Below are 25,017 nucleotides of genomic sequence, written 5' to 3'. Positions count from 1 at the left end.
CAATATTTCGTGTTTTTATAAGGGTTCTGGGGTTTTTTTGATCAAATTTGGCCTATATGATATCTGACATATCAGTTTTAATTAGTGATTGGTGAGTGCAGTACGATGAAATGGTTAAATGAAAACTTTGAAGCTGCTCTAGGGGCGTTGCTTCTCGCGGGAATTGTAATACTCATTACGATACAAGTAGTGATGAGATATGTATTTCAAAATGCACTGTCTTGGTCTGAAGAGTTAACGCTATGGACCTTTATTTGGTTTATTTGGATCGGTATTGCCTATGCGTTTAAAGAAAGGAAACATGTAAAGGTAACATTCTTCCAAGACCTATTACCTAATAAGGTTAAAAAGGCTTTAGAAGTTATCATTGATATTACTATTGTTATTTTCTTATTGGTGATGACCTACCAATCCTATAAGCTAATAACACTACCTTATGTACTATCACAAAAGTCAGTTGTCCTTAATCTTCCAATAGCCATTATGTATGCATCAGCACCAGTTGGCTCATTATTGTCTGTATTTAGAATCATCCAGTTTTATGCAGTAAATAAAACAAAAGTAACTTCACCGGTAGAGGTATAAAATGTCTGGAATTTTATTATTTAGTGCGCTGGGTATTTTACTTATTTTTGGGATGCCAATCGCCATGAGCTTAGGTATGAGCTCACTGTTTGTAATGAGTTTTGTTGATGGCACACCGCCGCTAAGTTTAATGGCGCGCTCGATTGTTACGGGTGCTGACTCTTTCCCGCTAATTGCTGTCCCTCTTTTTATCTTAGCGGGTGATCTGATGCAGAAAGGCGGGCTATCGAAGAGAATCATTGGTTTTGCATACTCTTTGGTTGGCCACATCCGCGCATCGCTTTGCTATGTAAACGTTATTGCGTCGATGTTCTTTGCGGCTATCTCTGGTTCTGCACCGGCAACCGTTGCTGCTATTGGTTCGAATATTATTCCTTCGATGACACAGCAAGGGTACAAGAAGGACTTTTCTTCAGCACTAACGGCTTCTGCAGGTATGATTGGCGTTATGATCCCGCCAAGTATTCCGTTCATCATTTACGGTGTATCTGCTGAAGTATCAATTGGTAAACTGTTTTTAGCTGGTATCATTCCTGGTGTATTGTTTGGCCTTACCTTTATGGCAATAAGCCGAATTGTGGTAAGAAACCAGCCTATCATGGATGTCGAGCCAACCCCTTTTTCTTGGGCTGGTGTTGCTGCGCAATTTAAAGAATCTATCTGGGCGCTTATTGTACCAGGCATTATATTAGGTGGCATTTACGGTGGCGTGTTTACACCAACAGAAGCGGGCGCGGTAGCGGTTGTATATGCTATTGTTTGCGGCCTGTTTATTTACAAAGAGATTTCTTTTTCTGATCTGCCGGGAATATTTGCACGCTCAACACTGACTTCAGCAACGATACTGGTTCTTGTTGTTTTTGCAGCAGCATTTGGTCGCTTGGTGACATTTGAACAAATTCCTTCTGTCGTGGCGAGCACTCTGGTTGGATTGTCTGATAATCCGATTGTTCTGTTATTGCTAATAAATGGCATGTTGCTGATTATTGGTATGTTTATGGAAACTATCTCAGCAATTATTATTCTCACGCCGATACTGCTTCCGGTAGTCAAGCAACTTGGAGTTGACCCAATTGTATTTGGTGTGATTCTTACCGTAAACCTTGCTATTGGTTTTTGTACCCCACCACTTGGAGTAAATATATTTGTTGCTAGCCAAGTTTCAAATGTAAGTATAGAGAAAATATCAAAGGCATTGATTCCATTCTTATGTTCTATGCTGGTTCTATTATTGGCTGTGACATTTATACCTAGCTTATCTTTATTCTTAACTGAATTAATTGGGTAAGAGTAAAATAGAACGCTGATTAATATATAAAGCCTTAGTTTTAGCTAAGGCTTTTTTAAATTTTAATTAACCTTATTGATATGTTTCGTGACAATACTCACAACAAGGTTTGGCATGATGATCAATAATCAAAGCATGGAGTGTGATATATCAGATGTCACATTGCAGTATGGCGAAAACTGGCACTAACGACGAACTACCCTACACAACATACAAGAGAGCATTATGAAAAAACTACTTATGGCTACTGCAGTATCTATGCTAGCGCTTTCAACTTCAGTCATGGCTGCGACCACAATCCGAATTGGCCATGGCGCAAACGAGAACTATCACCTTCACCGTGCCCTAGAGAATTTCAAAACGAGTGTTGAAGAAAAGTCTGATGGTAAGTTTGAAGTTCAAATCTTCGCGAACTCGCAAATGGGCCCTGACCGCGAAATGATTGAGGGCGTGCAGTCAGGAATGCTGCAGATGGCGGTATCTCCATCATCTTTCTATTCATCTTGGGATCCATCTTTTGATGTTGTAGAGCTACCGTTCATCTACCCGAGCAAGCAAGCGGCACTGGATACTGTGCACAGCTCAACAGGCGATAAGCTGCTGAAAAAACTTAACAACATGAACCTTCAAGGTATCGGCTGGCTGGAGAATGGTGTTCGTCACGTTACCAACAACAGCCGTCCTGTTGAAACACCTGAAGATCTTAAAGGTCTGAAAATCAGGACAATGAAGGTTCCTGCTCATGTTAAGACCTTCAACTCGCTAAATGCTTCAGCGACACCAATGAACTTTGGTGAAGTCTACTCTGGGCTTCAGCAGGGTGTGATTGATGGTCAAGAGAACCCAATCGCGCATATCTATGCCCAGCGTTTTTACGAAGTACAGAACTACGTAAGTCTGACAAGCCACGTCGTTACCTTCTACATTCCGGTTATGAACCTAGAGTTCTGGCACGGCCTTTCTGCGGATGATCAGAAGCTAATCAAAGAATCAATGCGTGACGCAGAAATCTATCAGCAAGAGCTTGTTTCTGCTGAAGAAGGTCAGCAAATTGAAGAGTTCAAGAAAACAGGTACACAAGTGAATGCCTTGAGCCCTGAACAACTTCAACTGTTCATTGATGCGACTGAACCAGTTCGTAAAGAGTACAAGCAGAAGCTAGGTGCGGACGTTTACGATGAGTGGATGAACGCTATCAAGCAAGTGTCTTCTAACGGATAATCTTTACAAGATATCGACTTTTTTCTAGGGAGGGCTATGCCCTCTCTAGTTGTTTTTGTTCTGCTGGGATAATCGGACATGTTTGATCGAGAAATCAAGTTCACACTGGATGGTGGCTTTGAATGTGAGCTACCGAAAATGGTAAAAGTGAAGCAACACTTTGACAGAGAAAAGCTTGATGACATTCCAAAACGCATTCATCAAGAGCTCTCGAAGTTTCCACATCCGGAGCGTCTAAAAGGGATGTCTTTGGCGATTACTGTCGGCAGCCGGGGGATCTCTGGACTGATTCCTGTTCTGCAAGAAACGATAGCGTTCTTGAAGCAATATGGCGCCCATCCTTTTATTGTTCCTTCTATGGGGAGTCATGGCTCAGCTAACGCAGAAGGCCAGGTTAAAATTCTTGAAACTTATGGGGTGACTGAGCAATCTATGGACGTACCCATTGTCTCATCGATGGAAGTGGTTCAAGTGGCGACGATGTCCGATGGGGTGCCACTCTACTTGGATAGAGTCGCGACAGAAGCCGATGGTATTATTCTGTGCAATAAGATCAAACCTCATGCCGATTTCAAAGGGCGCGTTGAGAGTGGTTTGCTCAAGATGCTATGTATCGGGTTAGGGAATCACGTTGGTGCCTCGTCACTGCATCGATATGGCTTCCATAACTTCCATCGTGTGATCCCTGAAGCGGGTGAGCGCCTGCTCGAAAAGATCAACATACCTTTTGCGATTGGGTTGGTTGAGAATGCCTACGATGAGCTGATGGATATCGAAGTTGTCGAGCAGCAAGATATCCTCGAGCTAGAGCCGAAATATTTGGAAAAGGCGAAACGTAATATTGCCACGATCCAGATCCCTGATATCGATGTGTTGATTATTCAAGAAATTGGTAAAAATATCAGTGGGGAAGGGATGGATCCTAACGTGACTGGCCGACCTGGTTCAGGTGTTAGTGGGTTCCGAGGGCCAAATATCTCCAGCACGGTTGTGCTTTCTTTGACGGAGGCAACACACGGCAATGGTGTGGGTATCGGGATGGCGGATATTACCACCCGGCAGCTCGTTCAAAACCTCGATTTTTCTGCAATGTATACCAATGCAGCGACGGCGGGCACGCTTGCGACCGCGAAGATACCGATGGTGATGGGAAATGATAGAGAAGCCATCGTCTTTGCGCTGAAAACAGCCCCTATACACGATATTCAGAATGCCAGAATTGTCTGGATCAAGAATACATTAGAGTTAGACAATATCTATGTATCAGAGGGTTTGAAGCCTGTGGTCGACACGCTAGAGAAAGCTGAATGTATTGGTTCACCAATAGCGTTTCATTTCGATAGCGATGGGAAGTTGATGCCCTGGAATTAAAGATGGCTGAAGGCTGTTGAGGAAGGTTGCTGAGTAAAAGTTAGCAGCCTTCCCTCTACCGCTAAGAGCTAAGAAAAGCTCTTTAGCAGTTTGATAGCAGCACAGGCCGCACCAAATCCATTATCAATATTCACCGTCGTTAGACCGGCGGCACAACTGCCTAAACATGCGTTAAGCGCGAGTTGGCCACCTTCAGAAACGCCATAGCCGACCGAGGTCGGTACCGCGATAATCGGGCGGTGCGTCATCCCCGAAAGCACCGTAGGCAAGGCCGCTTCCATTCCCGCGACTGCGATAATGATTTTCGCCTTGTTTATTTCTTCAAGCGCATTATTCAAGCGCCACAAGGCAGAGACGCCGACATCCTCATAGAGGCGGGCAGAGTAGCCATGATAGTTCAGCGTGGTGAGTGCCTCATGGCAAACTCCAGTATCCGATGAGCCGCCCGAAACAATTGCCACTTGTGCTTCCTGGCCTTGTAAATCCTCCAGGCCCCCGAGTACTGCCGTGCACGATAACGGGCAGTAGGAGAGGTGCTGGTGGTAGGTTGGCTTCATTTGAGACCACTTATCTTTGCTCAGCCGGGTAAACAAAAACCTGACCTGTTTCGCTAGACCTAACGCGACAATCTCTTCGATTTGCTCAACACTCTTACGCTCACATAGGATCGCTTCTTCTACGCCACAGCGCGCTTTACGGTCGAAATCTATAATGATGTCTGACATTGCTTGTCTCCTACAAACGCACTGCCTCTTTGGTAACGCATAAATTGAATAGGAACGCTGGAGCTGAAGCCGTCGGTGATCGCTGCAATGTCGACCTTGAGCGCTTCGATATCTTGTGGCGATAAGCTTTGGAAGGTTGCGTTATCCACCTCTATCCCGATCTGCTCTTTTTTCACTCGGCACCGAAGAGTCGCGCTTCTTATCTTAGAGCGTAAGTGCTGCTCGACAGCATCAACCAAACCAAGATTATTGCTGTCGATATGTATTCCCGTTTCAATTCGGCTGGCGAGGCACGGAGACGCCGGTAGAGTTGATAGCGTAGGCAAACCCAGCTGTAATGCCAGCTGGCGGATCTCTTGCTTGTTTATATCAGCCTCGACAAATGGGTGAACAACGTTGTGCTCTTTGGCGGCAATAAGGCCGGGGCGATAATCATCCAAATCATCAAGGTTAGTCCCCGACACAACCTGCCCGAACGATAGGCTTTTAAGGGTGCTGTATAAGCAGGTTTTACAGTAATAGCAGCGATTAACAGGATTGTTTTGATAATTCGGTGTCTCGATTTCGCCGCTAGAGACAAACTCCATGTTCCAGTGATACTGGTTCGCGAAATCACGAATACGCTGGGTATCAAGCGGCGGTACGGCAGGAGAAATGGAGTGAACCATTTTTGCCCTTTCGTCCAGTACCTGATACGCAATAAAAGCCAGCGTCATGCTGTCGACGCCACCGCTCACTGCCACCGTCACCTTGTTGAGATCCCTGAGCGTTTGTTTCAGACGCGTCAATTTATGATTGAGTGTGTTCATGGACTGCAGCCGCCTCTATGTGGGATTTAATATTCGTTTGGGATTGGTAATTCATGCTTGGGGCATCCAAGTGATCAGACTCAAGCTTGCTGGTTACTGAGCCATCAGGTCTTTGGACGGTTTTGACATCAAATTGCTGGCCTTGGGCAGAGACACTATGGTGCACACGGGGTAGCACCTTGCGTTTACAGTTCCAATAACGGACGCCGATCGTGGAGGTATGGTTGAAGATGAACTCGATAACGGGATCTTGGTGTGCTGGTGAAGCAAGCACAGTAAAGGTACTGATATGGCGGTTTTTCTTCCCGTGGGAAATTGCTTCGGTTATCTCATGCACCCCATGTTGTTCCCGGATCTTTTCTCTGGCAATTGCAAGAAGCTCACCCGTCATATCATCGATATCGAATTGTATGACGCAGATTTCTTGATCCTCGGCGCTCGTGGCATTCTCGGTTGAGATAAAAGTCGCCCGCAGTAAGTTGGCCCTATCACTGAGTTTACGTTTACCAAACCCATAGCCGATGTTGGCAACACTGCCTTGTGCCATGGTGTGTGAAGGGCGCAGCCATGCAAGGATAGCCGCCCCGGTTGGGGTAACTCTTTCCCCTTTGATCCCATCATCGAAGACAGTAAACCCTTTAAGTAGGGATAACGTTGCTGGCGCCGGTACCGGTATTTCACCATGGGCGCACTGCACCGTCCCTCCACCCCAAGGAATACGTGAGCATGACCAGGAGGTCGCTTGCGAGTGTTCGATAAGCCAACTTGCCGACAAAATATCAATAATGCAGTCCCATGCCCCGACTTCGTGAAAGTGGACATCGTCGACGCTCTTGCCATGGATTTGGGCTTCCGCTCGCGCAAGGAGCTCAAAAATGCCAATTGCATTTCGCCTGACATTCTCTTCAATAGGCAGACCTTGGAGTAAGTGCCGGATTGCCTTCCAGCTCCGATGCTCTCCATGATGGTGATGGTGATGGTGATGGTGATGTTCTGATTCTGTGTGCGAAGCTTCTTCAACGTAAAACCGTTGACCGCTAAGCCCCTTATCCATTGCATCTTCAGTCCAATATTTGACCTGGGTTTTCTCTCGGACGACCTCTAATGCGTCGAATAATGGATCTTTCAGTTCAGGGGCCGCGCTCAGCATGGCGGCAGTGAACATATCCCCAGCAATACCTCCAACAAGATCGAGATGAATATGCATTTTTGTCTCCAACCTTTGGGTTATGAGTTTTACGTCTAAGTAAAAGTGTTAGCTCTGATATGTTAGATACTTTATGTTTTTTGGCTATTTTGTTCTAGAGCTTTAGCTTCTTGCTATTCAATGATTGTTGTTAGTGTGACGAGCTTCTTTAAAAGAGAAGTTAGTGAAGATTAAATAATCTAGTATCTGATATGTTAGTTGCATAATGAACAATAGAGATAACCTCTAAGCGATTAAGTAGATAACAAGGTTTGTTGTATGAAAAAGATAGGAATTTTTGCGCTTCTTATGTGCCCAACGGTAGCGATGGCTCACCCTGGACATGCAGAGGCTGGGTTTATCTCTGGCTTTGTTCATCCGTTTACGGGGATGGATCATTTAGCGGCAATGTTCGGGGTGGGGCTGGTTTGTAGTCTGTTCTTCAGTAAGGAAAGCATGTTCAAGTGGACGGTTTTATCTGTATTGGCAATGAGCCTAGTGGTTGGCGCTTTCTCTGCGGTGGCGGGGCTGCAGGTTCCTATGGTTGAAGCCATGATTTTATTGTCCGTTGTTTTTGCTGGCATTCTTCTGTTCACGGGTGGCTTGGGGCGCTCGATTAACAAGTGGGTTGTTTGCAGTTTAGCGGCACTCTCTGCTTTCCACGGTTATGTTCACATCCTAGAAGGCTCCGCAGTGGCCAACTTCGGTCAGTATACGGCGGGTTTTATTCTCTCTAGCCTTGTTCTGTATTCGACAGGGCTGGTGTTAGGAAGCAAGGTGTCACAGGTATCAATGAAGCCGCAGCTAGGTGTTATTTCCGGCGGCATCTACATGACTTTGGCTATGGTGCTAGCTTTGTGATAAAAGAATAAGTCAATCCATAATTTATTGATTTAATTGGTTATTTATAGCTGTTTATACTGTTATTATTACCGACTATCGAACGTGTTCGTAAGTGTGGTCTCCGCTCATTTGTTACTGAGAGAAGTAAGAGATTCGTGTAGACTAGTATAAGTTGAGTTTAAATGTTGAGGTAACGAGATTGAAAGCTATTACTCGCCCAAAAAGTCTAACAGAAAATGTGGCTGAGAGTTTGCGCTACTCTATAGTGAGCGGCGAATTAAAGTTAGGTCAACCTCTCTCAGAAGCATCTCTATCCGAAACCTTTGGGGTAAGTAAAACGCCAGTGCGTGAGGCGTTATTTATCCTTAAGCAAGAAGGGCTTATTGACATCATTCCTCAGAAGGGCAGCTTTGTTTTTCAACCAGATGAAAAATCGATCATTGAGCTTTGTAACTTCCGTGGTTACCTAGAGCCGATTGCCCTGGAAGAGTCGATGCGCAATGACTCTCAAGCTTTCTTGGAAAACTTAGAGATCTGCATTGTTAAGATGGAACATAAGTTCAAAAACAGAGATTTCAAAGCATTCTTGTTGCTTGATGGCGAGTTTCATGAATCCTTCTTTAAGTATTGTGGCAACTCACTCCTGCAAAAAAGCTACCAGCTTGTTCAGTTCCATGTTGGAGCCATTCGCAGCCACCTTACTACCTCTGATGATGCATACGGTGAGATTTTGGAAGACCACCGCAAGATTTATGATCTCCTAAATAGCGGGCAAATCGCAGAGGCTCAATCAATGCTTCGCAAGCATGTGTTGGATATCAAAGCCATCATCGATGCTTGTGTTCTTGCTGAGGCGTAAAATCCCGTTGAGTGCCTGAAGCCCTGGCTTCACTCCTTGCTTAACCGATATTATCAATTCATGCTTTTCATCGAGTTAAGTAAGTTCAAAGACAATGATTAAGCTGTAATTACACGGTTTAATCATTGCTCCCGTGCTGCGATGTTCCTCCGTTCTTAGGTATAGCTCCATCAAGTTTTCAGTTTTTGTCTGTCAGTGAAGCGATAAGAGCCTTATCTATTGAATCTAACCATTAAAATCCACCCAAAGCCAAAATCATCCAGATGGTTGTGATATGTTGAGTCATTCAACATATGAAGCGGTTATGTGGCAAAGAGGAAACCAATGATCCAATGGCCTTGTATATTCAAACTCGACGGTGACGATGAGCTGCTTTACCTCGCCTCGGAAGCAAGCCTCATCGCTGAGTTTGAATCACTCATCTGGAGTGATGATGACTATCTGATAGACAGTCAGGGGCAAGGCTACAAGGTGCATGAGGCTCAAGCGGGCGTTTTTGCCTATGAGCCTTGCGGTAACCCGTTCTCTGTCTCACAGGTTACCGATCTCATTCAGGCCCACGAGTTTGCAAAAGCGGAAGTCTGCCTAACCAAGATTCAGTTCTTGTCTATCAGTGATGCGATAAGAGCTTTGGCTGTTTAGCTATATGGCTTAGCGATATCAATCAGCGATATGACTCAGCGATATGACTCAGCGTGTCGTCCTGAAGCCATCACTCCAAACTAGCGCCCGAAAACAGGGGCCAACGGTATCGCTGCATTCAGAAGAATGTACCGCAAGTAAGAGTACTGATTGCCCGTCAAAATCGACAACTTTCCATCTATTAGCCAAAAATTCATAGGGTTTACCATCCACGACTACCCATAAGAATGTGCCACCGGAACCACCCCACATGGAAGCCGATGTTGAGCAGGAGAACTGCGATGCATCCACGATTTCTTCAGGTTGGCCATCACCAGTAAAGTCATGGTGTGAGATGGCCTGCTCAGTTGCATGGAATTCGCCATTCTCAAAGCGCGCACATTCTTCCTTAGCATTCTGAACAATCGAGCTTGCGGCTTGGGACTGATCTGCACCAAAAGCAAATGGCGACAAACAAAGCAAAATCAGGCTGATAGATAGAAGGGGCTTCATTCAAACTTTCCTATTTTCACTGCAGGGCACATTAAATGTAGCAATAAAGAATGAAAAAGCTGCTTATTAGATAACTCTATTTATGTAGTGCTCTTGTTGGGATTAATGATGATTGGTGAGGGTAGCAATGTTGCGAGCACAGTAGCGGGGTAAAGCCCTCTAGGCGAGGGCTGTAGACTACTTTAACTTTCAGGCTCAATATAAATAGCTGTTCCACTTACTGTTTGTGCAGAGACAGGAATCAGATATTGATAATCAGTTCCTTGCCCACCTAGCATCACAGAGTTTCTAGTTCCTGTTGAATCGAGAATAATTCCATTTGCCCCAATTCTTGCAGCTTGATTCTTTAGTTCTTCGACCGCGTAGTTAACTGAGCCTTGCTCAGTAAAACCAGCATCACTGGAAGCATTAACAATGGCTATTGGCTCATAGCTTGTCGGTATTTCTAAGTACAAACGCACTTCGCTCGGGTCAATTGGTGGACGAACTTCACCGACAACAATGGAAGAACCAGACGCACAGCCAAATAAAAAAAGGATTGATATCTGGTAAAGAGCTTTTAACGCTTTCATAAGTATTATTCTGCAGTGATATGAGTAAGTGAGTATTTTAATGCCTTACATTAATTTGAACTGCAGACAAAATATTAATAGATCTTTCAATTGGTAATTTTATTTGACTTTAATTTTTAAAAGACACTTTAAAGTAAATACCTCTAAGGTTTAGTCGGCTGTTTTCTCTATAATTTTCATAACTATATCTGAGTGATGAGGTTGAACTCTTTAGTACGCTTTATGGTTGTTATGTTAAACGACTGACTTAACTCGATTTTTCAAGCCACTCATCTGCATAACACATTAATACTCTTATTTTTGCATATGAATGTTGCCAAAACCATACTCTCATGGCTTGAAAGTTAGTTACTTGTTTGGAAGGCGATTTAGGTCAAACAAAGTGAAGTTTGATAGGGCTGGTTTTGCTGCTATGTCTCTCAAAATCAGGTTCTATTGAAGTACCGATACAAAAATGCCAGCACAAGGCTGGCACTTTTAGTAGATGATAGAGGTAAACCTTAAATCCTACCTTCACTGCCGCACATGCGGATCTTGTCGATCACCACTTGCTTCATCGCTTCTTTGCCAGGAACGATGTATTTGCGTGGGTCGTTGGCATCTGGGTATTCGGCGAAGTGCCTCTTCACCGCATCAGCAAAGGCGATTTTCAGTTCAGTCGCGACGTTGACTTTGCATACCCCAAGTTCGATGCAGCGGCGAACCATTTCATCCGGCACGCCAGATGCGCCGTGCAGTACCAATGGGATATCGACCACTTCGCGGATTTGGGCTAAGCGCTCGAAGTCTAGCCGCGGTTCGGATTTGTACATGCCGTGGGCAGTACCAATAGCAACGGCGAGAGAGTCGATACCTGTGCTGCGGACAAATTCAGCAGCAGATGATGGGTCGGTGAGCAGGGCATCGGCGCTGTCGACAATCAAATCATCTTCCTGCCCGCCAAGGCGGCCGAGCTCGGCTTCGACACTGGCATCGAAGCGGTTACAGTGCTGGACGACACTGCGCACGATGTCGATATTCTTGTCGAAAGCATAATGGGAGCCGTCAATCATTACCGAGCGGATACCGTGTTCGACCTTGGTGCGTATATCAGCCAACTCTTCGTGGTGGTCGAGGTGCAGCACCAAGGGAATTTGATGCTTGTGGGCGGCTTCTTTGCAGATGCTGACCAAGTAATCGGTGCCAGCGTACTGGTAGGTGCCCGGCGTACCCGCCAGAATCACCGGGGAGCCCATTTCAGAAGCGGTTTCTACGATAACCTGAACCGTTTCTAGGTTATGGATATTGAATGCAGGAACAGCATAGCCACCGACTTGTGCGCGCTTGAGCATTTCACGAGAAGAAATTAGATACATACAGCCTCCTGGCTACAAACATGGTCAGCGTCAAATACAAGGTTGCCGTTAACCCAGGTTTTAGAAATATTGTGGTTAGGGTGCAGCGCGACCATAGAGGCCTGCTTGCCGATCTCCAGACTGCCGTAGCGGCTATCGAGACCAAGAGATTTTGCGGGGGTGAGAGAAGCCCGCAGCCAAGCCTGCTCCAGTGGCAGGTTTAGCCATTGCATAAGTTTGAACACCGCGTTGGGCAGGGTCAGGGTGCTGCCTGCCAAGCCACCGCTGTCTGTGGTAGCAATACCGTCTTTGACATTGACCAGATACTCGCCCAATTGGTACTGGCCGTCTGGCATGTTGGTGGCGCGCATCGCATCGGTAATGAGTGTTAGGCGCTCGCCACAGCAGCGGTGGGCGATATCAATCGCGGTTGGGTGAACATGGTGACCGTCGGCGATCATCTCGACATAGCTGTGCGGATGACAAAGCCCCGCGCCGACCACTCCGGGATCACGATGGTGCAAGCCACGCATACCGTTGTAGCAATGAACTATGCCGTTGGCACCAGCATCCAAGGCTTGCTGTACCTGATCAAAGCTGGCATCGGAATGGCCCAGCATCACCTTAATCCCTTGGGAGTGCAGGTATTTAATGGCCTTGATAGCTCCGGCTTTTTCCGGTGCTAGAGCCACGGTCAGCAGTTGGTTGTCGGCATAGGAAATCCAGCTGTCTAGCTCGTCGATATCCAGCTCGCGGAACCACTCGGTAGGGTGGGCACCGCGATTTTTCTCGGTAAAGTACGGGCCTTCAAGGTAAGCACCGAGTAGCTCTGCGCCAGCGACACCTTGCTGGCGGCTTTTGCCTACTTGGGCCAGTGCTGCCTGAATCGCTTTGACCGGGCCGGTGACTGTGGTGGCGACAAAACCGGTTACGCCAAGGCTGGCGAAAAAGACCGACATGGCATTGAGGCTTTCATGGCTGGCGTCCATTACATCGCAGCCCACTGCGCCATGGACATGGCTGTCGATAAGGCCGGGTAGCAGGTAGTGCTCACCTAAATCGGTCACGTCGCGCTGAAATTCAGAGGCCAAAGAGGAGAAGGGCGCAATGGCGACGATAACCCCTTGGCTGTCGACACTGACCACCCCGCCTTCCAGCCACTGTGTACCAGCGAGGACTCGGGCGGCGCGGTAATGGCGGAGATCAGATCCCATCTTCAACGGCTTCCTGTTGCTGTTGTTCCTTGCTTGTCATTTCAGCAGCAAGGCTGGTGATCCCGCGGTGGCCACAAGCCAAGGCTTGATCACGAAATTCGATAAGGTTTAATTCGTCACGCTCTAGCAGCATTTCCGCTGCCATCTGCAAGTTGGTGCCAGTCACCACTTGGATATCGTCTCGCTCTTGGCTGATCAGCGAGGCGGTACGGAACGGTGTGCCACCCAGAAGGTCGGTCAGAAAGACAATGCCTTCGCCAGAATCGAGCTCTTGCACGGCTTCGCGCATGGCTTTGTCGAGTTGGGCGGTGGTGCATTCCACCGGGAAATCAATGGCCCGAAATTGGGTTTGTTGGCCAATGATTTGTTCAATGGCTTGCTCGATGCCAGAGGCAAAACCACCGTGGCCTGAAAGAATGACTGCGATCATGTTGTTGTTCCTGCGTTAGGGCCGGCCAGTCCCGGCCCTTAGGTTTGTTTCAGTTTTGTCTTGCTGTTGTTGTTTCTGTTCTGTACTTCAGCTTTATTGCTGATGACCCTATAGGATGCCCAGCATGCGGCCTGCGACACCGACGATAACGGTGATGCCGATAAGGCGTAGCGGGCTCCAGCCACGTTTCACCAAGGTGTACATCGCCAAGGTGTAAAGTAGTGGCAGGAAGGCGGGCATCAGCTTGTCGATCACATCAGCCTGCAACTTGACCACGGCATCACCAGCGGTGATTTCAGCGGTGGTTGAGAGGCGGACATAGGTTGCGACCAAGGCACCGATCACCGTCATACCCACCATGGAGGCAGCGTGGCCGACCTTCTTGGTGTTGGCCTTGATCATCGGGATAGCCGCGACACCCATCTTGTAGGCGTAGTGAGCCAAGCCGAAACGCAAGCCAAAGTGGACAGCGTTGAACATCACCATGAAGAAGATCGCACCCATGATGGAGCCTTGCAGCGCAAGGTCGGCACCGATACCGCCACAGATAGGCAGCAGGGTGAGCCAGAACATGGCATCGCCAATCCCGCCCATCGGCGCACCGACCGCGATCTTGGTACTCTGGATACTGCTGATGTTCTGCTTGGAGCGCTCCATCGCCAGAATGATCCCCATTACGAAGGTCACCAGGAACGGGTGGGTGTTGAAGAAGCCCATATGCCCCTGCATCGCCTTGGACAGGTCAGCCTTGTTGGTGTGGATCTTTTTCAGCGCGGGCAATAGGCCATACAGCCAGCCAGATGCCTGCATACGCTCGAAGTTGAACGAGGCTTGCAGTAACAGCGAGCGCCATGCCATGCGGTTGATGTCCGCTTTGGTCAGCTCTGCACCCACTTCCTTGTTTTCATACTCATCCGGGGCGACTCCCGGAGCCGGTTGCACGTCGGTGTTGGTAGGACGTACGTTCATTTCGTCGCTTACATTAGATGCCATCTTCGTAGTCCTCTGTCGGTGCTGGGGTCACAGGTGTTGGTTCTGACTTGCGCATGTAGTCGATGATTGCCATCGCGGTTGCGGCACTGGCGATTGCCAGAATGGGCAGCTCAATCCATGCGGCAGCAACAAAGCCAAGGATGAAGTAAGGGATGTAGGCGTTCTTCATCATGATTTTCATCAGCACGGCGAAACCAATCGCAGGCATGATGCCCCCGGCGACGCCCAACCCGTCAATCAGGGTTTTAGGCAAGGCTTCGACGATGTTCCCGGCGTGTTCTGCGCCAAGGAAAACCGGTAGGAAGGCGCAGAGGAAGTAGAAGGTGCCCAGTACCGCAAGGGCAAAGTAGTTAACGCGCTCGATACCGTCGGTGTCTGCATTCTGGGCATACTCATCACACTTGGACATCACGGCTGACATTGCCGAGAACAGCAAGGTGATACCCATCTGAACCGCGACCGCGAAAGGTACTGCGACCCCTACCGCGACGTTTGGCTCGACCCGGGTAGTAATGGCAAACGCCGTACCGACAATGGTGCCGATGATGACGTTAGGTGGCTGTGCGCCAGCAAGAGGGGCAAGGCCCATCCAAATCAATTCCAGCGTACCACCGACCAGAATACCGGTTTGCAGATCCCCGAGGATCAGGCCGACCAGCGGCCCGAGTACCACCGGGCGGTGGAAGTGGGTAAGACCATTGAACAAGTCTAACCCGGCTAGAAAGGCAAGGATGCCAAGCATCAATGCTTGTAAAAATCCTATTTCCATAACGGTTGTCCTTATGAATTAGAGTAGGGTAAAGAGGTCTGTTGCACTTTCGGTGGGCACTCCCTGTACGGTGCAGGTCACGCCCAGTGCTTTTAGTTTGTTGAATTCCTCGATGTCGTCGGCATCAACCGAGACAGTCTTGGCAATGTGGTTCTTTCCTTCCACGTAATGCATGTTGCCGACGTTGATGTTTTTCACGGGTACACCGCCTTCAACCAGCATGCGGAATTCTTTGGGGGTCTTGCAGACCAGCAGGATGCGCTGGCGGTCTGCGGCTTTGTGGATGGTGTCGATGGTCTTTTGCACGGTCCAGAAGCGGATGGCGATACCATCGGCCAGCACCATTTCCATCAGGTTCTGCTGGATGGTGTCGCTGGCGACTTCATCGTTGACCACCACAATGATATTGGCATCAGCAAATCCTACCCATTGCACTCCAACCTGGCCATGGACAAGACGCTCATCAATTCGGCTTAGTACGATATTCGGCATAATTCTTTCCTTTTTATAGTTGCTTATCGCTATTGGATTACAGTGAGTACGGGTGAATGGTGACGCCCTGTACGACTCGGTTTACCTCTCCGGTCGGGCATGGGTTATCTGGCCCAAGACCGAGTTGGAGAGACTTTTCAAAGGCCAACATCTGGCTGAACAGGATGTAGGGGAAGCAAAGCCAGCTGTCAGGAAGTTCAGGTTGCTCAAGTTCAAATACAAGCTCGCCATCTAAGCGACTGCCACTCAGGGCAATGTGGATCCCAACTTGGTTGTCGTTGTGGATTTCGTTGTAGAGATCCAGATCGTATTGGCGGGTGTACAGGTTATTCGACAGGTACTGGATCACCACTGCCTGATCGCTAATGGTGAATTTCGGCCCATGGCGGAAGCCCAGCGACGAGTCGAAGGCGGTCATCACTTTGCCTGCGCTTAGCTCCAAAGATTTGAGCGAGGCTTCACGGGCTACGCCTGCCAAGCCACCGCTGCCAAGGGTGATCAGGCGTTGATAAGGCTGGGCAGCCAGTGTTTTGACGGTGTCTTGCCACTCGGTGATTTTGCCTTCGCACAGGGTGGATACTTGGGCGATATGGCCATTGCGCTGCTCTGGGCTTTCGCTGCCGAAGATGGAGATGGCCGCCATCAGCATACAGCTGAAGCTGGAAGTCATGGCAAAGCTCTGGTCATTTGAGCCGTCTGGCATGTGCAGGCAGAAGGCATTGTCATGGCTGTTGGCGTGGCGCGACAGCTGGCCTTCTGGGTTGCAGGTCAGAAATAGGTGGTAGCTGTTTTCAACCAGTTGATCGACCAGCTCGACAGCAGCCACACTCTCTGGGCTGTTACCGGAGCGGGCAAATGACACCAGCAGGGTAGGGCTGATTGGATCGAGGTATTCCGCTGGGTTCGAGACCAGATCCGTGGTTGGAATTGAGGCAACGTTAAATCGGTTGTTGGCCTGGATAAATGGGGCTGCTGCATCACCAACAAAGGCTGATGTGCCTGCGCCGGTTAGGATAATACGCAGCTTGGGATCTGCCAGCAGCGGTTTGAGAAATGCCTGCCATTGACCGGCCTGAGTCTCTAGGATTTCGCTAAGATTGCGCCACAATGCAGGCTGGTGGCTGATTTCCTTGGCTGTGTGAATGCCGTTGTGCTCGGTCAGCCATTGGCTGTTGTAGCCCAAGAACGTAGTCATTAGATGTGCTCCTTAATTAAAGCGGAATTGGGGAAACAGGCACGCGCATAGATATCGGTGACTTCCATCACCTTGTGAATCGCTATATCCCTTGGCGAATTGCTCAGGAGCTGTTGTGAAATAGCTTTTGCTTGGTTCGGCAAGTACTGGCTGAGAATCGTCAGGGGGATAGGGTTTTGGGTCAGATTCTCAAACAGTTTCTGCTGTGCCTGTTGTACGTCGGCGTGGCTCCAGTAGTAGCGGATGCGGTCACTCAGGCTGTAGGTACAGTCGAGATACTGCTGGTGGCCGCGGCTGTGGTAATGCTGGCGCCAGTAATCGGGTTCTTCGTGCATCACTTGCTCGATGGTGCTGCGCAAGTGGGCGGCTTGTTGTGGGCCCAGCCACTCCTGCTCGGCTCGGTCGAGGGCAAACAAGGCTTCACGCAGGGCAAAGGTCAGGGCCGGGCCGACTTTGAGAATGGCAAAATGGTCTTCAACCAACTGTGCGAAGGTCTCCGGCGTCTGGTAGTCAGTCGAGTGGGCCTCGAAAACCAAATGTGGCTGGCTTTCGATCATCTTGCTCAGCGGCTTGGCTAGCCCACGCTGGTAGTGGTGCACCGAATGGTGGTCAAACTCGACACCCGGTTGTACCACCAAGCCGATCACCCGTGGCCAAACATAGCCCATGCCGATATCTGAAAAAGCCTGGTGGTGGGCGTTAAGGGTTTCCAGCGCTTGCTCAGGCTGGGTCACGGCTAAACCTTCAAGGGATTCCAGCGCGCCGCCCGGGGTCGGTACTTCGGTACCAATGACATAAACAGGGGCTTCGCCACCGCACTCATTCCAGCTTTTCTCCGCAATTTCGCACAGTTTGGCTGCACGTTTGGCCATAGTCAGTTCGCTTAGCGGCAGGCTGTCATCGGCACATGGCATCGAGCAATCAAGGTGGATTTTCTTGAAGCCGGCTTTGACATACTCGGCGATCAGCACTTCTGAACGTGCCATCGCCTCATCAGCGGCTAATGATTGCCAGCAGTTTGGGCCAAGGTGGTCACCGCCAAGCACGATGTTGTGGCGGGGGAAATCGATGCTGTCGGCTAGGGCAAACACCCGCTCGGCAAAATCACTCGGGGTCATTCCGGTATAGCCACCGTATTGGTTGACCTGGTTGGACGTTGCCTCAATCAGCACCAACTGGTTGTCTTGCTTGGCTTGGCACAGGGCTGCCTCAAGCACCAGTGGATGGGCTGAGCACACGGAGTAAACCCCGATGGTCTGTCCTTTTTTGTGTGCTGAGATAATGTCGAGTAGTGGTTTCATCTTGAGTCCTAGCAATCTGTTTTATCAGCAATAATGACGTCAACACCGAGTGCCTTGAGGGCGGATAGCGTCTCTTCGGGGATCTCGCTGTCGGTGATCAGGGTGTCTATCTGCGAGGCGGCGCGGATCATGCAAAAGCTCTTGCGGCCAAATTTGCTGGAATCGGTAACCGCAATGATTTGGCGCGATACATCGCACATCGCCCGGTTGATTTGCGCTTCGTGTTGGTCTGGGGTGGTGATCCCGGCTTCCAAATCGAAACCGTCCACGCCGAGAAAGAGTTTGTCGAACAGGTAGGCACGTACCTGGGTTTCACCTTGGTGGCCGGTCAGCGAGCAGGAAGAGCGGCGCAGGTTGCCGCCCACCACATGCAGGTCAATGTTGTCGTAACCGCTCAGCTGGTAGGCGGTGTTGAGTGCATTGGTCATCACCACCAGTTGTTGCTGCTGGGTCAAGTACTGCGGCATTTTGGCGATGGTGGTGCCAGAGTCGAGGATAATGGCCTCGCCATCTTTGACTAATGCGGCGGCCACTTTGGCGATGCAGTCTTTTTGATCGCGGTTGATCTGGCCTTTGCGGTGCAGGGGTTGGTCGAACGCAAAGTTGGGGTTCAACGTTGCGCCGCCGTAACAGCGGAACACGCAGCCTTCTTTCTCCAACAGGTTGAGATCGTGACGGATTGTGACAGCAGAGACGTTGAATTTTTCAACGAAATCATCCACTTTGCCCGCGCCGTTTTGGCGGATTTGCATCATGATTTTTTGTCTGCGTTCGGCACTTGTCATAACACCCTCAACAACCTTTCATTCTTTTTCGTTTTTCAGCAGAAAGTGTTTCACTTCCTTTTGGTTCTTATTCAAGCACTGGTTTGAAAGAAAAAAGCGAAGGGAGATCACAGTGGCAAAGTGAAGGGTTTTACGGCTAAAACCCTTTCGTTTTGACTGAAACGAAAGGTTGAGTTTTTCGGTATGGTGGGAATGTAATCAATACATCCCTTAATTCTTGCGGGTTATTCAGTGATGGAATGAAAGCAGGAAGAATATGCAGGTAGGTGATGGTATTTCGGAGTGAAGCCTGCTTGAGATCACAAAATTGATATTCCTATCAAAAACATGCGCCCGGGGAAGATGCGCTTTAGGCATTGCAATGGCAGGAAGAATACCGGCCAGATTAGTCGACAATAATGATCTCTACCCCAAGTTGGGTGAGCTGCTCGACATAGTCATCCGGGATGCCGCTGTCGGTCACCAGCACATCAATCTCATCCGCCTTGGCAATCAGGCAATAGCTTTGCCTGTCGAATTTGGAAGAGTCGGTCACGGCGATAACTTGCTGGGCGACTTTGATCATGTTGCGGTTGATGGCGGCTTCGCCAGAGTGTGGCGTGGTGATCCCCGCATGCTTGTCGAACCCGTCAACGCCAAGGAACAGTTTGCTGAAGCGGTAGTGGTTCAGCAGGCTTTCGCCACAGCCACCATGCAGGGAGTAAGAGTTCTCCCGCATCTGGCCGCCGGTGACCATTACCTCAATATCGGGTTGGTTAGCTAGTTGATAAGCGACGTTGATGCCATTTGTCATCACGATCAGGTTCTTTTTGCCCTGTAAATTGAGGGCTACCTGTTCTGTGGTCGAGCCGGAATCAATGATGATGGTATCGCCGTCTTCGATAAGCTGCGCAGCCCTTTTTCCTAATAGCGATTTGATTTCGCGGTTAAGCTGCTTCTTGTCATTGAGCGGCCGGTCGAAGGTGAACTGGTTGTTTAGGGGCGCACCACCGTAGCAGCGGGTCACACAACCTTTCTTCTCGAGGTAATTGAGATCATTGCGGATGGTAACGGCAGACACTTCGTAGCGCTCGGTGAAATAGGCTACTTCTCCCTTGCCATGCTGCTGGATAAATTCAAGGATTTCTGTTCGGCGCTGGGAAGTTGAAGGCATAGGCTGCTCGTTACCAAGGGGCAAGTCGAAGAAAGCGAAAGCAGTCCTTCGGACAGTTAAGTGCTTGTATGCCTGCTACTGTATACCAAAAATTAAGTGATTCAAAATCATAGTGTTAGTAGGTTAGGGCAAGGTCTTAAAATCAACAAAGCCGGCATAGTGCCGGCTTGGGTTACAGTCAGTTATCTATTGCTTCGTTCTGCCTAGGTAACTAGCTACGCACGTAGGCTTGGATAATCATGGTGTCTTCACCAGTTTCGTTACGGGTGACACGTACCTTGTAGCGTTTACAGCTTGCCGGGACGATGAAGGTCTCAGCAAAGTTGATAGTGAGTGGTTCAAAGTTGTTATCTAGGCTTTCAACGACGACTTCCTGACCCTGGATGAGGTTAAGCATATTCACACTGCCTTTGTTGTCCAGAATCACTTCGCCGTTGAAGGTGAAACGACGTGTTTCGATGGGTTCACGCTGGTGGAGACCGGTTTTCTCTTCTTTGTATTCAGGTTTTTCCTCAATAAGGGTGATGTCGTTGACTAGGTTTTCTTCGACCCACTTAGTATCACGATCGAACTGGACCACCTGTCGGCCATGCTCAAGGTGAACAGGGCGAGGAATACCATCCATACCAACACGGCCCCAGTCCCATAGTTTGAAGGTGAATATGTATGGTGTCGCACTGACCTCTAGTACCATGCTGTTGCGTCCAGAGCAGTGGATTGTACCGGCAGGGATCAGGAAGTGATCATGCTTTTTCGCCGGGAACTTATTGATGTATTTTTCATCTGGGAAGGTGATCTCCCCGGCTTGGGCACGCTCTAAATCATGGAACATCTCGTCGGGGTTAATTCCTTCCTTTGTGCCTAAGTACACACAGGCATCATCCCCAGCGTCTAGGATGTAATAGCTTTCGTCCTGAGTGTAGGCCATTCCGAATTTATCTTGGATGTACTCTGTTAGGGGGTGAACCTGTAAGCTCAGGTGACCACCTTCCATGGTATCGAGAAAGTCGAAGCGGATAGGGAATTCGGTGCCGAAGCGGGCATGGACGGTGTCGCCCAGCAGGTTGACTGGCTCGCGGAACACCACGTTAATCGACGGGATTTCAATGTGGTTATCACCAAATTGTAGGTAGATACTGTTCTCTTCCGGTACGCCGTCAAAACTCCACGCGTAGTTTTCTTTTTCTGGATCGAGGTTACAGACCTCTTTCATCCACTGGCCGCCCCACACACCTGGGTCGAAGTAAGGCACCAAGCGAAATGGCTTGTTGGCCGCTTGTGAGATACCAGCAAGGTAGGCGTCTGCTGGCACCATTTTCGGAGTATCCACCATGTTGGTGTCTAGTACGAAGTCCATTTGGTTGTATAGCTTGCGCTTCAAACGGTCGCACATACGCCATTCGATGAAGTAGCTCTTTTTGTACTTGCGCAGCATGTCCTCATCGTGATTGTCATCTTGCCAGTTTGCCATACCAGCACGGAAGCGTTGTTGGATTTCCCAACGCGCCATATCGCCGTATACCAGCATATCGCCACTGTGGATCAAGCTGGCACCGGTACCGAAAACAATCACTCGGCCCTCTGTTGCTTCAATCTGGGCACGAAGAGCTTGGATCTTTTCTTCGATGAAGAACTCTTCCAGCATGTGGTGAGACATCACGCCGAACACACGGTCGTCGGTAACATTGCGCTGCAGGCGCTGGCGGATCTCTTTGGCCTCAAGAAGTGCGCTGTCGGCATGGATGATCAGCGATGCGTCTAGGTGCGGGAAAAGCTCGGTTTTGAGTTTGTCTAGATCAACACCGTAATAGGTTTCGAGAGTGATGACTTTTTTGTCTTGCGCTGCACTCAATAGTTGGTCTGCAATGTTGCGGTAGCCCTCGGTAATGGCGGTGTCGAAACCGGCTACTGGGATCTTTGGAAAACGGTTGTATTTTGATTCGAAGTTTAGGTATTTCATAACAAGGCCATATGAAAGAATTCTGGAAATATGGCACTGTTGCCAGTGCCATATTGTGGTCGCTCAGCAGATAAACGCTGTGTTATAGCTTGATGCGCAGAGAGCGGATTTCACCGGCACGTAGCGGCGCGATCTCTTGGCTGGCGTCTTGGGTGAAGCGGTGGCGTAGGTCGACTTCAGATACTGATTTGATTTCTTGCTGAGACCTCAAGCGGCCACCTGCAACTTCGTGGTTTGCATTATTGAATAGGCGCAGGACGTATCCCTCGTCGTCGCTGACCACAGTGCTGTAACAACCTTCAAAGCCAACCACTTCAAACAGTGCGGCATTGCGTGCTGGTACGGTTAGCATCTTGTTGGTCTCGAAGTACTTCATTGGTGTGAAGATGCGGTTGAACTCCTGATCCTGGAAGTACACTTCTTCTGCGGCGTAGCGGGTGTATTCCTGACGAACGGTATTACCTTCAAAACCATCACTGAATACCAAGCCGAATTCGAAGTTGATTTCTTTTTCAACCATCTGGCTTAGCGGACATTCCATGATTTGTTCCGGAAGACCACTTGCGCGACCTGGTCGGCGATTAAGATCCGGTAGACCGAAATGACCCACAGAGCGGTATACTGTCAGTGCTAAATCAGAGAAGCTGTCGCCAACCACTTCATACTCTTTGATTGAGCGGGTGTGAACCGTGGTGGTGAACTCATCACCCTTCAAGCTGACGTGGTTGAGTAGCGGCTCGATTGGGTTAGGGCGCTCTAGCCAAGCATCGCGCTTCCAGATAGTTAATAGTTCAGGGTTGGTTTCGCGCTTAAGGTAACCGAACTGAGTACCCGCAATAGACACTTTGTGTTGTTCTTCAGTACGGAAGACGATGCGCATACGGTGGTTTAGTGCCTTGTTCTTGAAGTGACCTTTGAACTCAATGACTGGGCTGTCTGACTTAATGCGGATCTGCATGCTGAATGGCACTTGGGTATCGATATTGCCAAGCTCACGTGCTTCCAAATCGTAAGGCACGGTTACATAACCTTCAATGGTCATGGCTGAATAGTTGTCGGTGTTGACCGACTTGACGATCTTGGCATTCTTAAAGTCAGCCTTGATGGTCATGTCGTGATCAGGGTTGTCGTAATCGAATGTATCACCTTGATCACCCATGTTTTCGAAGTACAGGGCATCCATGTGAACTTTACCGGTGTGCTTCTCAACAATGTTCAACTTGTTCTGATACATTTCTACACGGTAGCGATCGTTCTCGATATAGGTGTCATTGCTAAAAGCAATGTCTAGCTTTGTTGGGCGCTCGCCATCTTGGATGAATAGGGTTTGGTAGCTAAGGCCGGCCATCTCTTCCATACGAACGGCAATTGTCGATAGGTAGTAATCACGACCTTCATCGAAATCCTTGCGGTGCTTACGGCGCCAGCCACCGTAGACTTTCTCTTGCTCAATCAGTGAGTACGGCATTTCGTTGCCATTTTGGTCCAGCTTGAACTGCTTGTTTTTGCTGTACACTTTCAATTTTGCCGTGAAGGTACGGGTAGTTGGCAGGGTATTGAATACCATGACCGGTGTTGTCCCATCAGGGCGATCAACCGAGATCACCAGCTTGCGACTCAAGTACACCTTGATGGCACGGGCATAGAGGTAGGCGCGTTCTGCACGAGCATAGATTTGTTCATTAGTGATATCTGAGTTGGTGGCTTCCGAGTGGGTCTGGGATCGGATCAGTAATTTCCATACTTCTTCAACCATCTGCGCTTCGTACTTGATGCCTTGTGAGTTGGCAATCGCCATCAGCGGCTGCACTTCAAGGATCAACAGGCGCTCGATGCGATCTTGTAGTGATTTGATATCAGGGCGAGCCGAGAAGATAGACTTGTGAACGCGGTGGTATTGGGTTGAGTAAAGCTCGCCTTCGAAGTCTTGGAAGTCAGCGTCTGATGCGCGTAGCTTGTCCATATAGTCTTCGAGTGTGGTTTCAACAAAGTTGAAGTCTTCACTTTCCTCCGAGTATTGAGCAAGCAGATCTTTGAAGTTACGCATCACAGGTGCGTTGTCTTTACCTGCTGGTAGGAGGAAGCCTTCTTCTTGGGTTGAGCGGTTACCCAAGTATTCTGTTAACTGCCACAGGATGTCTTTTTTATCCAGATCCAGACCTGCATTTTTGATCAAGCGCCCTTCCATGAAGGCAAGGCCAGCAAAGCTGTAGCCCGCCTGCATACAGTTGGTGAGTACTTCCGAACCATCATTAGATTTCCAGTTGAAGTCGTTTTTCAGGTTGTGGTGATCGCCTAAGCCGCGACGGAAAACAAAGTCTTTGATGCCAACGCCATTAAAGATTTTCGGATAGTCCTGAGGCTGCCCAAAGCTGTCTGGCATGTAGGCAACTTTACAGCAGTGGCCTAGCTCTTCACCCTGCTGGATACCGATTTGCAAGTTTTTAATCACTGACTCACCCGGGGCAATGAAGCCCGAAAGGTGGGAGTAGAATGGGCCAACGAACGCGCGCTTTTCGGCTACGTATTTTGCTAAGTGTTCTTTGTCTTGTGGTTTGAAACGAAGGTGATCTTCGATTTGGTCTGTTTTACCGTCTATTAGGTAGGTATTGATACGGTCGCTATCTAGGCTCTCTAAAAGCTCTTCCATGTGGTAGGCAAACTGGATCTGAGATTCTTGCTCAGTGTAGTACCATTCTGCGTCCCAGTGACAATGGTGGAAAGTATAAGCCGTCTTTTTCATGATATTTCCTAGATTTCAGATAGAGTTCACCCGTTCCCCTGCTGCTGCAGCAGGG

The 25,017-nt window shown here is 48.9% G+C and carries 24 protein-coding genes; 7 read left to right on the top strand and 17 right to left on the bottom strand.

Going from position 1 to position 25,017, the window contains the following annotated elements; all coding sequences use genetic code 11:
- The first annotated feature begins 105 nt into the window (after positions 1-105).
- The 4 genes from ACXAGQ_RS21810 (at position 106) to ACXAGQ_RS21795 (ending at position 4,465) form a co-directional block, all read left to right on the top strand.
- Positions 106-585 (top strand): TRAP transporter small permease, encoded by a 480-nt coding sequence (locus ACXAGQ_RS21810; RefSeq protein ID WP_475256740.1) that lies wholly within the window; start codon positions 106-108, stop codon positions 583-585.
- A 1-nt stretch (position 586) separates the two neighbouring features.
- A complete protein-coding gene (locus tag ACXAGQ_RS21805) occupies positions 587-1,873 on the top strand; it encodes a TRAP transporter large permease (RefSeq protein WP_475256739.1) in 1,287 nt (428 codons plus the stop codon).
- A 225-nt stretch (positions 1,874-2,098) separates the two neighbouring features.
- Complete coding sequence (locus ACXAGQ_RS21800; RefSeq protein WP_475256738.1) at positions 2,099-3,094, top strand: TRAP transporter substrate-binding protein; 996 nt, start codon at positions 2,099-2,101, stop codon at positions 3,092-3,094.
- 78 nt (positions 3,095-3,172) lie between these two features.
- On the top strand, positions 3,173-4,465 hold the full coding sequence (locus ACXAGQ_RS21795) for a nickel pincer cofactor-dependent isomerase, group 22 (RefSeq protein ID WP_475256737.1): 1,293 nt from the start codon (positions 3,173-3,175) through the stop codon (positions 4,463-4,465).
- Positions 4,466-4,533: 68 nt separating this feature from the next.
- Here ACXAGQ_RS21795 and larB read toward each other — a convergent pair whose 3' ends face one another.
- Genes larB through larC form a run of 3 tightly spaced genes read right to left on the bottom strand, consistent with a single transcriptional unit; the run spans position 4,534 to position 7,206 of the window.
- Positions 4,534-5,190: a nickel pincer cofactor biosynthesis protein LarB gene (gene larB, locus ACXAGQ_RS21790; RefSeq protein WP_475256736.1), complete on the bottom strand. Its 657-nt coding sequence runs from the start codon at positions 5,188-5,190 to the stop codon at positions 4,534-4,536.
- Positions 5,172-5,999 carry an ATP-dependent sacrificial sulfur transferase LarE gene (gene larE, locus ACXAGQ_RS21785; RefSeq protein ID WP_475256734.1) on the bottom strand — a complete coding sequence of 276 codons (828 nt, stop codon included), beginning with the start codon at positions 5,997-5,999 and terminating at the stop codon, positions 5,172-5,174. Before larE ends, larB begins: the two co-directional genes overlap by 19 nt.
- Complete coding sequence (gene larC / locus ACXAGQ_RS21780) at positions 5,980-7,206, bottom strand: nickel pincer cofactor biosynthesis protein LarC (protein ID WP_475256733.1); 1,227 nt, start codon at positions 7,204-7,206, stop codon at positions 5,980-5,982. The genes larE and larC overlap by 20 nt, the downstream gene beginning before the upstream one ends.
- 258 nt (positions 7,207-7,464) lie before the next feature.
- Here larC and ACXAGQ_RS21775 point away from each other — a divergent pair, with 258 nt between their 5' ends.
- From ACXAGQ_RS21775 to ACXAGQ_RS21765, 3 genes are all read left to right on the top strand, one after another.
- Entirely contained in the window at positions 7,465-8,046 is a 582-nt protein-coding gene (locus ACXAGQ_RS21775) for a HupE/UreJ family protein (RefSeq protein ID WP_475256732.1), read from the top strand.
- 181 nt (positions 8,047-8,227) lie between these two features.
- Positions 8,228-8,887: a GntR family transcriptional regulator gene (locus ACXAGQ_RS21770; protein ID WP_475256730.1), complete on the top strand. Its 660-nt coding sequence runs from the start codon at positions 8,228-8,230 to the stop codon at positions 8,885-8,887.
- A 324-nt stretch (positions 8,888-9,211) separates the two neighbouring features.
- A complete protein-coding gene (locus ACXAGQ_RS21765; protein WP_475256728.1) occupies positions 9,212-9,529 on the top strand; it encodes a DUF4144 family protein in 318 nt (105 codons plus the stop codon).
- Between the two features lie 48 nt (positions 9,530-9,577).
- On the opposite strand, the gene ACXAGQ_RS21760 is transcribed toward ACXAGQ_RS21765, so the two are convergent.
- The 14 genes from ACXAGQ_RS21760 to ACXAGQ_RS21695 all read right to left on the bottom strand — a co-directional run bounded on the left by ACXAGQ_RS21760 (position 9,578) and on the right by ACXAGQ_RS21695 (position 24,962).
- Positions 9,578-10,021 carry a hypothetical protein gene (locus ACXAGQ_RS21760; protein WP_475256727.1) on the bottom strand — a complete coding sequence of 148 codons (444 nt, stop codon included), beginning with the start codon at positions 10,019-10,021 and terminating at the stop codon, positions 9,578-9,580.
- A gap of 182 nt (positions 10,022-10,203) precedes the next feature.
- On the bottom strand, positions 10,204-10,593 hold the full coding sequence (locus ACXAGQ_RS21755) for a hypothetical protein (RefSeq protein ID WP_475256725.1): 390 nt from the start codon (positions 10,591-10,593) through the stop codon (positions 10,204-10,206).
- Between the two features lie 500 nt (positions 10,594-11,093).
- Positions 11,094-11,948: a tagatose bisphosphate family class II aldolase gene (locus ACXAGQ_RS21750; protein WP_475256724.1), complete on the bottom strand. Its 855-nt coding sequence runs from the start codon at positions 11,946-11,948 to the stop codon at positions 11,094-11,096.
- Entirely contained in the window at positions 11,939-13,141 is a 1,203-nt protein-coding gene (gene nagA / locus ACXAGQ_RS21745) for an N-acetylglucosamine-6-phosphate deacetylase (protein ID WP_475256723.1), read from the bottom strand. The genes ACXAGQ_RS21750 and nagA overlap by 10 nt, the downstream gene beginning before the upstream one ends.
- The gene (gene agaF, locus ACXAGQ_RS21740) at positions 13,131-13,571 is read right to left on the bottom strand and encodes a PTS galactosamine/N-acetylgalactosamine transporter subunit IIA (protein ID WP_475256722.1); all 441 of its coding nucleotides are present in this window, start codon (positions 13,569-13,571) and stop codon (positions 13,131-13,133) included. The genes nagA and agaF overlap by 11 nt, the downstream gene beginning before the upstream one ends.
- A gap of 108 nt (positions 13,572-13,679) precedes the next feature.
- Entirely contained in the window at positions 13,680-14,564 is an 885-nt protein-coding gene (agaE, locus tag ACXAGQ_RS21735; protein ID WP_475244065.1) for a PTS N-acetylgalactosamine transporter subunit IID, read from the bottom strand.
- The gene (gene agaW / locus ACXAGQ_RS21730) at positions 14,554-15,333 is read right to left on the bottom strand and encodes a PTS N-acetylgalactosamine transporter subunit IIC (RefSeq protein WP_475256721.1); all 780 of its coding nucleotides are present in this window, start codon (positions 15,331-15,333) and stop codon (positions 14,554-14,556) included. Before agaW ends, agaE begins: the two co-directional genes overlap by 11 nt.
- Positions 15,334-15,351: 18 nt before the next feature.
- The gene (agaV, locus tag ACXAGQ_RS21725) at positions 15,352-15,825 is read right to left on the bottom strand and encodes a PTS N-acetylgalactosamine transporter subunit IIB (protein ID WP_255044798.1); all 474 of its coding nucleotides are present in this window, start codon (positions 15,823-15,825) and stop codon (positions 15,352-15,354) included.
- A gap of 37 nt (positions 15,826-15,862) precedes the next feature.
- Positions 15,863-17,020: an SIS domain-containing protein gene (locus tag ACXAGQ_RS21720; protein WP_475256720.1), complete on the bottom strand. Its 1,158-nt coding sequence runs from the start codon at positions 17,018-17,020 to the stop codon at positions 15,863-15,865.
- On the bottom strand, positions 17,020-18,321 hold the full coding sequence (locus tag ACXAGQ_RS21715) for a D-tagatose-bisphosphate aldolase, class II, non-catalytic subunit (protein ID WP_475256718.1): 1,302 nt from the start codon (positions 18,319-18,321) through the stop codon (positions 17,020-17,022). The genes ACXAGQ_RS21720 and ACXAGQ_RS21715 overlap by 1 nt, the downstream gene beginning before the upstream one ends.
- Positions 18,322-18,329: 8 nt before the next feature.
- Positions 18,330-19,106: a transcriptional repressor AgaR gene (agaR, locus tag ACXAGQ_RS21710; RefSeq protein ID WP_475256717.1), complete on the bottom strand. Its 777-nt coding sequence runs from the start codon at positions 19,104-19,106 to the stop codon at positions 18,330-18,332.
- Positions 19,107-19,491: 385 nt separating this feature from the next.
- Complete coding sequence (gene agaR, locus ACXAGQ_RS21705) at positions 19,492-20,259, bottom strand: transcriptional repressor AgaR (RefSeq protein ID WP_475256715.1); 768 nt, start codon at positions 20,257-20,259, stop codon at positions 19,492-19,494.
- Between the two features lie 211 nt (positions 20,260-20,470).
- Positions 20,471-22,219 (bottom strand): class I mannose-6-phosphate isomerase, encoded by a 1,749-nt coding sequence (locus ACXAGQ_RS21700; protein ID WP_475256714.1) that lies wholly within the window; start codon positions 22,217-22,219, stop codon positions 20,471-20,473.
- An 82-nt stretch (positions 22,220-22,301) separates the two neighbouring features.
- Positions 22,302-24,962 carry a glycoside hydrolase family 38 N-terminal domain-containing protein gene (locus tag ACXAGQ_RS21695; protein WP_475256713.1) on the bottom strand — a complete coding sequence of 887 codons (2,661 nt, stop codon included), beginning with the start codon at positions 24,960-24,962 and terminating at the stop codon, positions 22,302-22,304.
- Positions 24,963-25,017: the final 55 nt, after the last annotated feature.

This window comes from Photobacterium sp. ABD4_091 (genome assembly GCF_056160145.1).
This window is presented reverse-complemented; position numbering and strand designations above follow the sequence as displayed.

What these genes read in the sequence shown, in the direction of transcription:
- ACXAGQ_RS21775 (WP_475256732.1), top strand. Translation starts at nt 7,465, where the DNA reads ATGAAAAAGATAGGAATTTTTGCGCTTCTTATGTGCCCAACGGTAGCG.
- ACXAGQ_RS21810 (WP_475256740.1), top strand. Translation starts at nt 106, where the DNA reads ATGAAATGGTTAAATGAAAACTTTGAAGCTGCTCTAGGGGCGTTGCTT.
- ACXAGQ_RS21800 (WP_475256738.1), top strand. Translation starts at nt 2,099, where the DNA reads ATGAAAAAACTACTTATGGCTACTGCAGTATCTATGCTAGCGCTTTCA.
- larC (WP_475256733.1), bottom strand. Translation starts at nt 7,206, where the DNA reads ATGCATATTCATCTCGATCTTGTTGGAGGTATTGCTGGGGATATGTTC.
- ACXAGQ_RS21755 (WP_475256725.1), bottom strand. Translation starts at nt 10,593, where the DNA reads ATGAAAGCGTTAAAAGCTCTTTACCAGATATCAATCCTTTTTTTATTT.
- larB (WP_475256736.1), bottom strand. Translation starts at nt 5,190, where the DNA reads ATGTCAGACATCATTATAGATTTCGACCGTAAAGCGCGCTGTGGCGTA.
- nagA (WP_475256723.1), bottom strand. Translation starts at nt 13,141, where the DNA reads ATGGGATCTGATCTCCGCCATTACCGCGCCGCCCGAGTCCTCGCTGGT.
- agaW (WP_475256721.1), bottom strand. Translation starts at nt 15,333, where the DNA reads ATGGAAATAGGATTTTTACAAGCATTGATGCTTGGCATCCTTGCCTTT.
- ACXAGQ_RS21805 (WP_475256739.1), top strand. Translation starts at nt 587, where the DNA reads ATGTCTGGAATTTTATTATTTAGTGCGCTGGGTATTTTACTTATTTTT.
- ACXAGQ_RS21750 (WP_475256724.1), bottom strand. Translation starts at nt 11,948, where the DNA reads ATGTATCTAATTTCTTCTCGTGAAATGCTCAAGCGCGCACAAGTCGGT.
- agaR (WP_475256715.1), bottom strand. Translation starts at nt 20,259, where the DNA reads ATGCCTTCAACTTCCCAGCGCCGAACAGAAATCCTTGAATTTATCCAG.
- ACXAGQ_RS21765 (WP_475256728.1), top strand. Translation starts at nt 9,212, where the DNA reads ATGATCCAATGGCCTTGTATATTCAAACTCGACGGTGACGATGAGCTG.
- larE (WP_475256734.1), bottom strand. Translation starts at nt 5,999, where the DNA reads ATGAACACACTCAATCATAAATTGACGCGTCTGAAACAAACGCTCAGG.
- ACXAGQ_RS21720 (WP_475256720.1), bottom strand. Translation starts at nt 17,020, where the DNA reads ATGACTACGTTCTTGGGCTACAACAGCCAATGGCTGACCGAGCACAAC.
- agaV (WP_255044798.1), bottom strand. Translation starts at nt 15,825, where the DNA reads ATGCCGAATATCGTACTAAGCCGAATTGATGAGCGTCTTGTCCATGGC.
- agaR (WP_475256717.1), bottom strand. Translation starts at nt 19,106, where the DNA reads ATGACAAGTGCCGAACGCAGACAAAAAATCATGATGCAAATCCGCCAA.
- ACXAGQ_RS21760 (WP_475256727.1), bottom strand. Translation starts at nt 10,021, where the DNA reads ATGAAGCCCCTTCTATCTATCAGCCTGATTTTGCTTTGTTTGTCGCCA.
- ACXAGQ_RS21715 (WP_475256718.1), bottom strand. Translation starts at nt 18,321, where the DNA reads ATGAAACCACTACTCGACATTATCTCAGCACACAAAAAAGGACAGACC.
- ACXAGQ_RS21695 (WP_475256713.1), bottom strand. Translation starts at nt 24,962, where the DNA reads ATGAAAAAGACGGCTTATACTTTCCACCATTGTCACTGGGACGCAGAA.
- agaF (WP_475256722.1), bottom strand. Translation starts at nt 13,571, where the DNA reads ATGATCGCAGTCATTCTTTCAGGCCACGGTGGTTTTGCCTCTGGCATC.
- ACXAGQ_RS21795 (WP_475256737.1), top strand. Translation starts at nt 3,173, where the DNA reads ATGTTTGATCGAGAAATCAAGTTCACACTGGATGGTGGCTTTGAATGT.
- ACXAGQ_RS21700 (WP_475256714.1), bottom strand. Translation starts at nt 22,219, where the DNA reads ATGAAATACCTAAACTTCGAATCAAAATACAACCGTTTTCCAAAGATC.
- agaE (WP_475244065.1), bottom strand. Translation starts at nt 14,564, where the DNA reads ATGGCATCTAATGTAAGCGACGAAATGAACGTACGTCCTACCAACACC.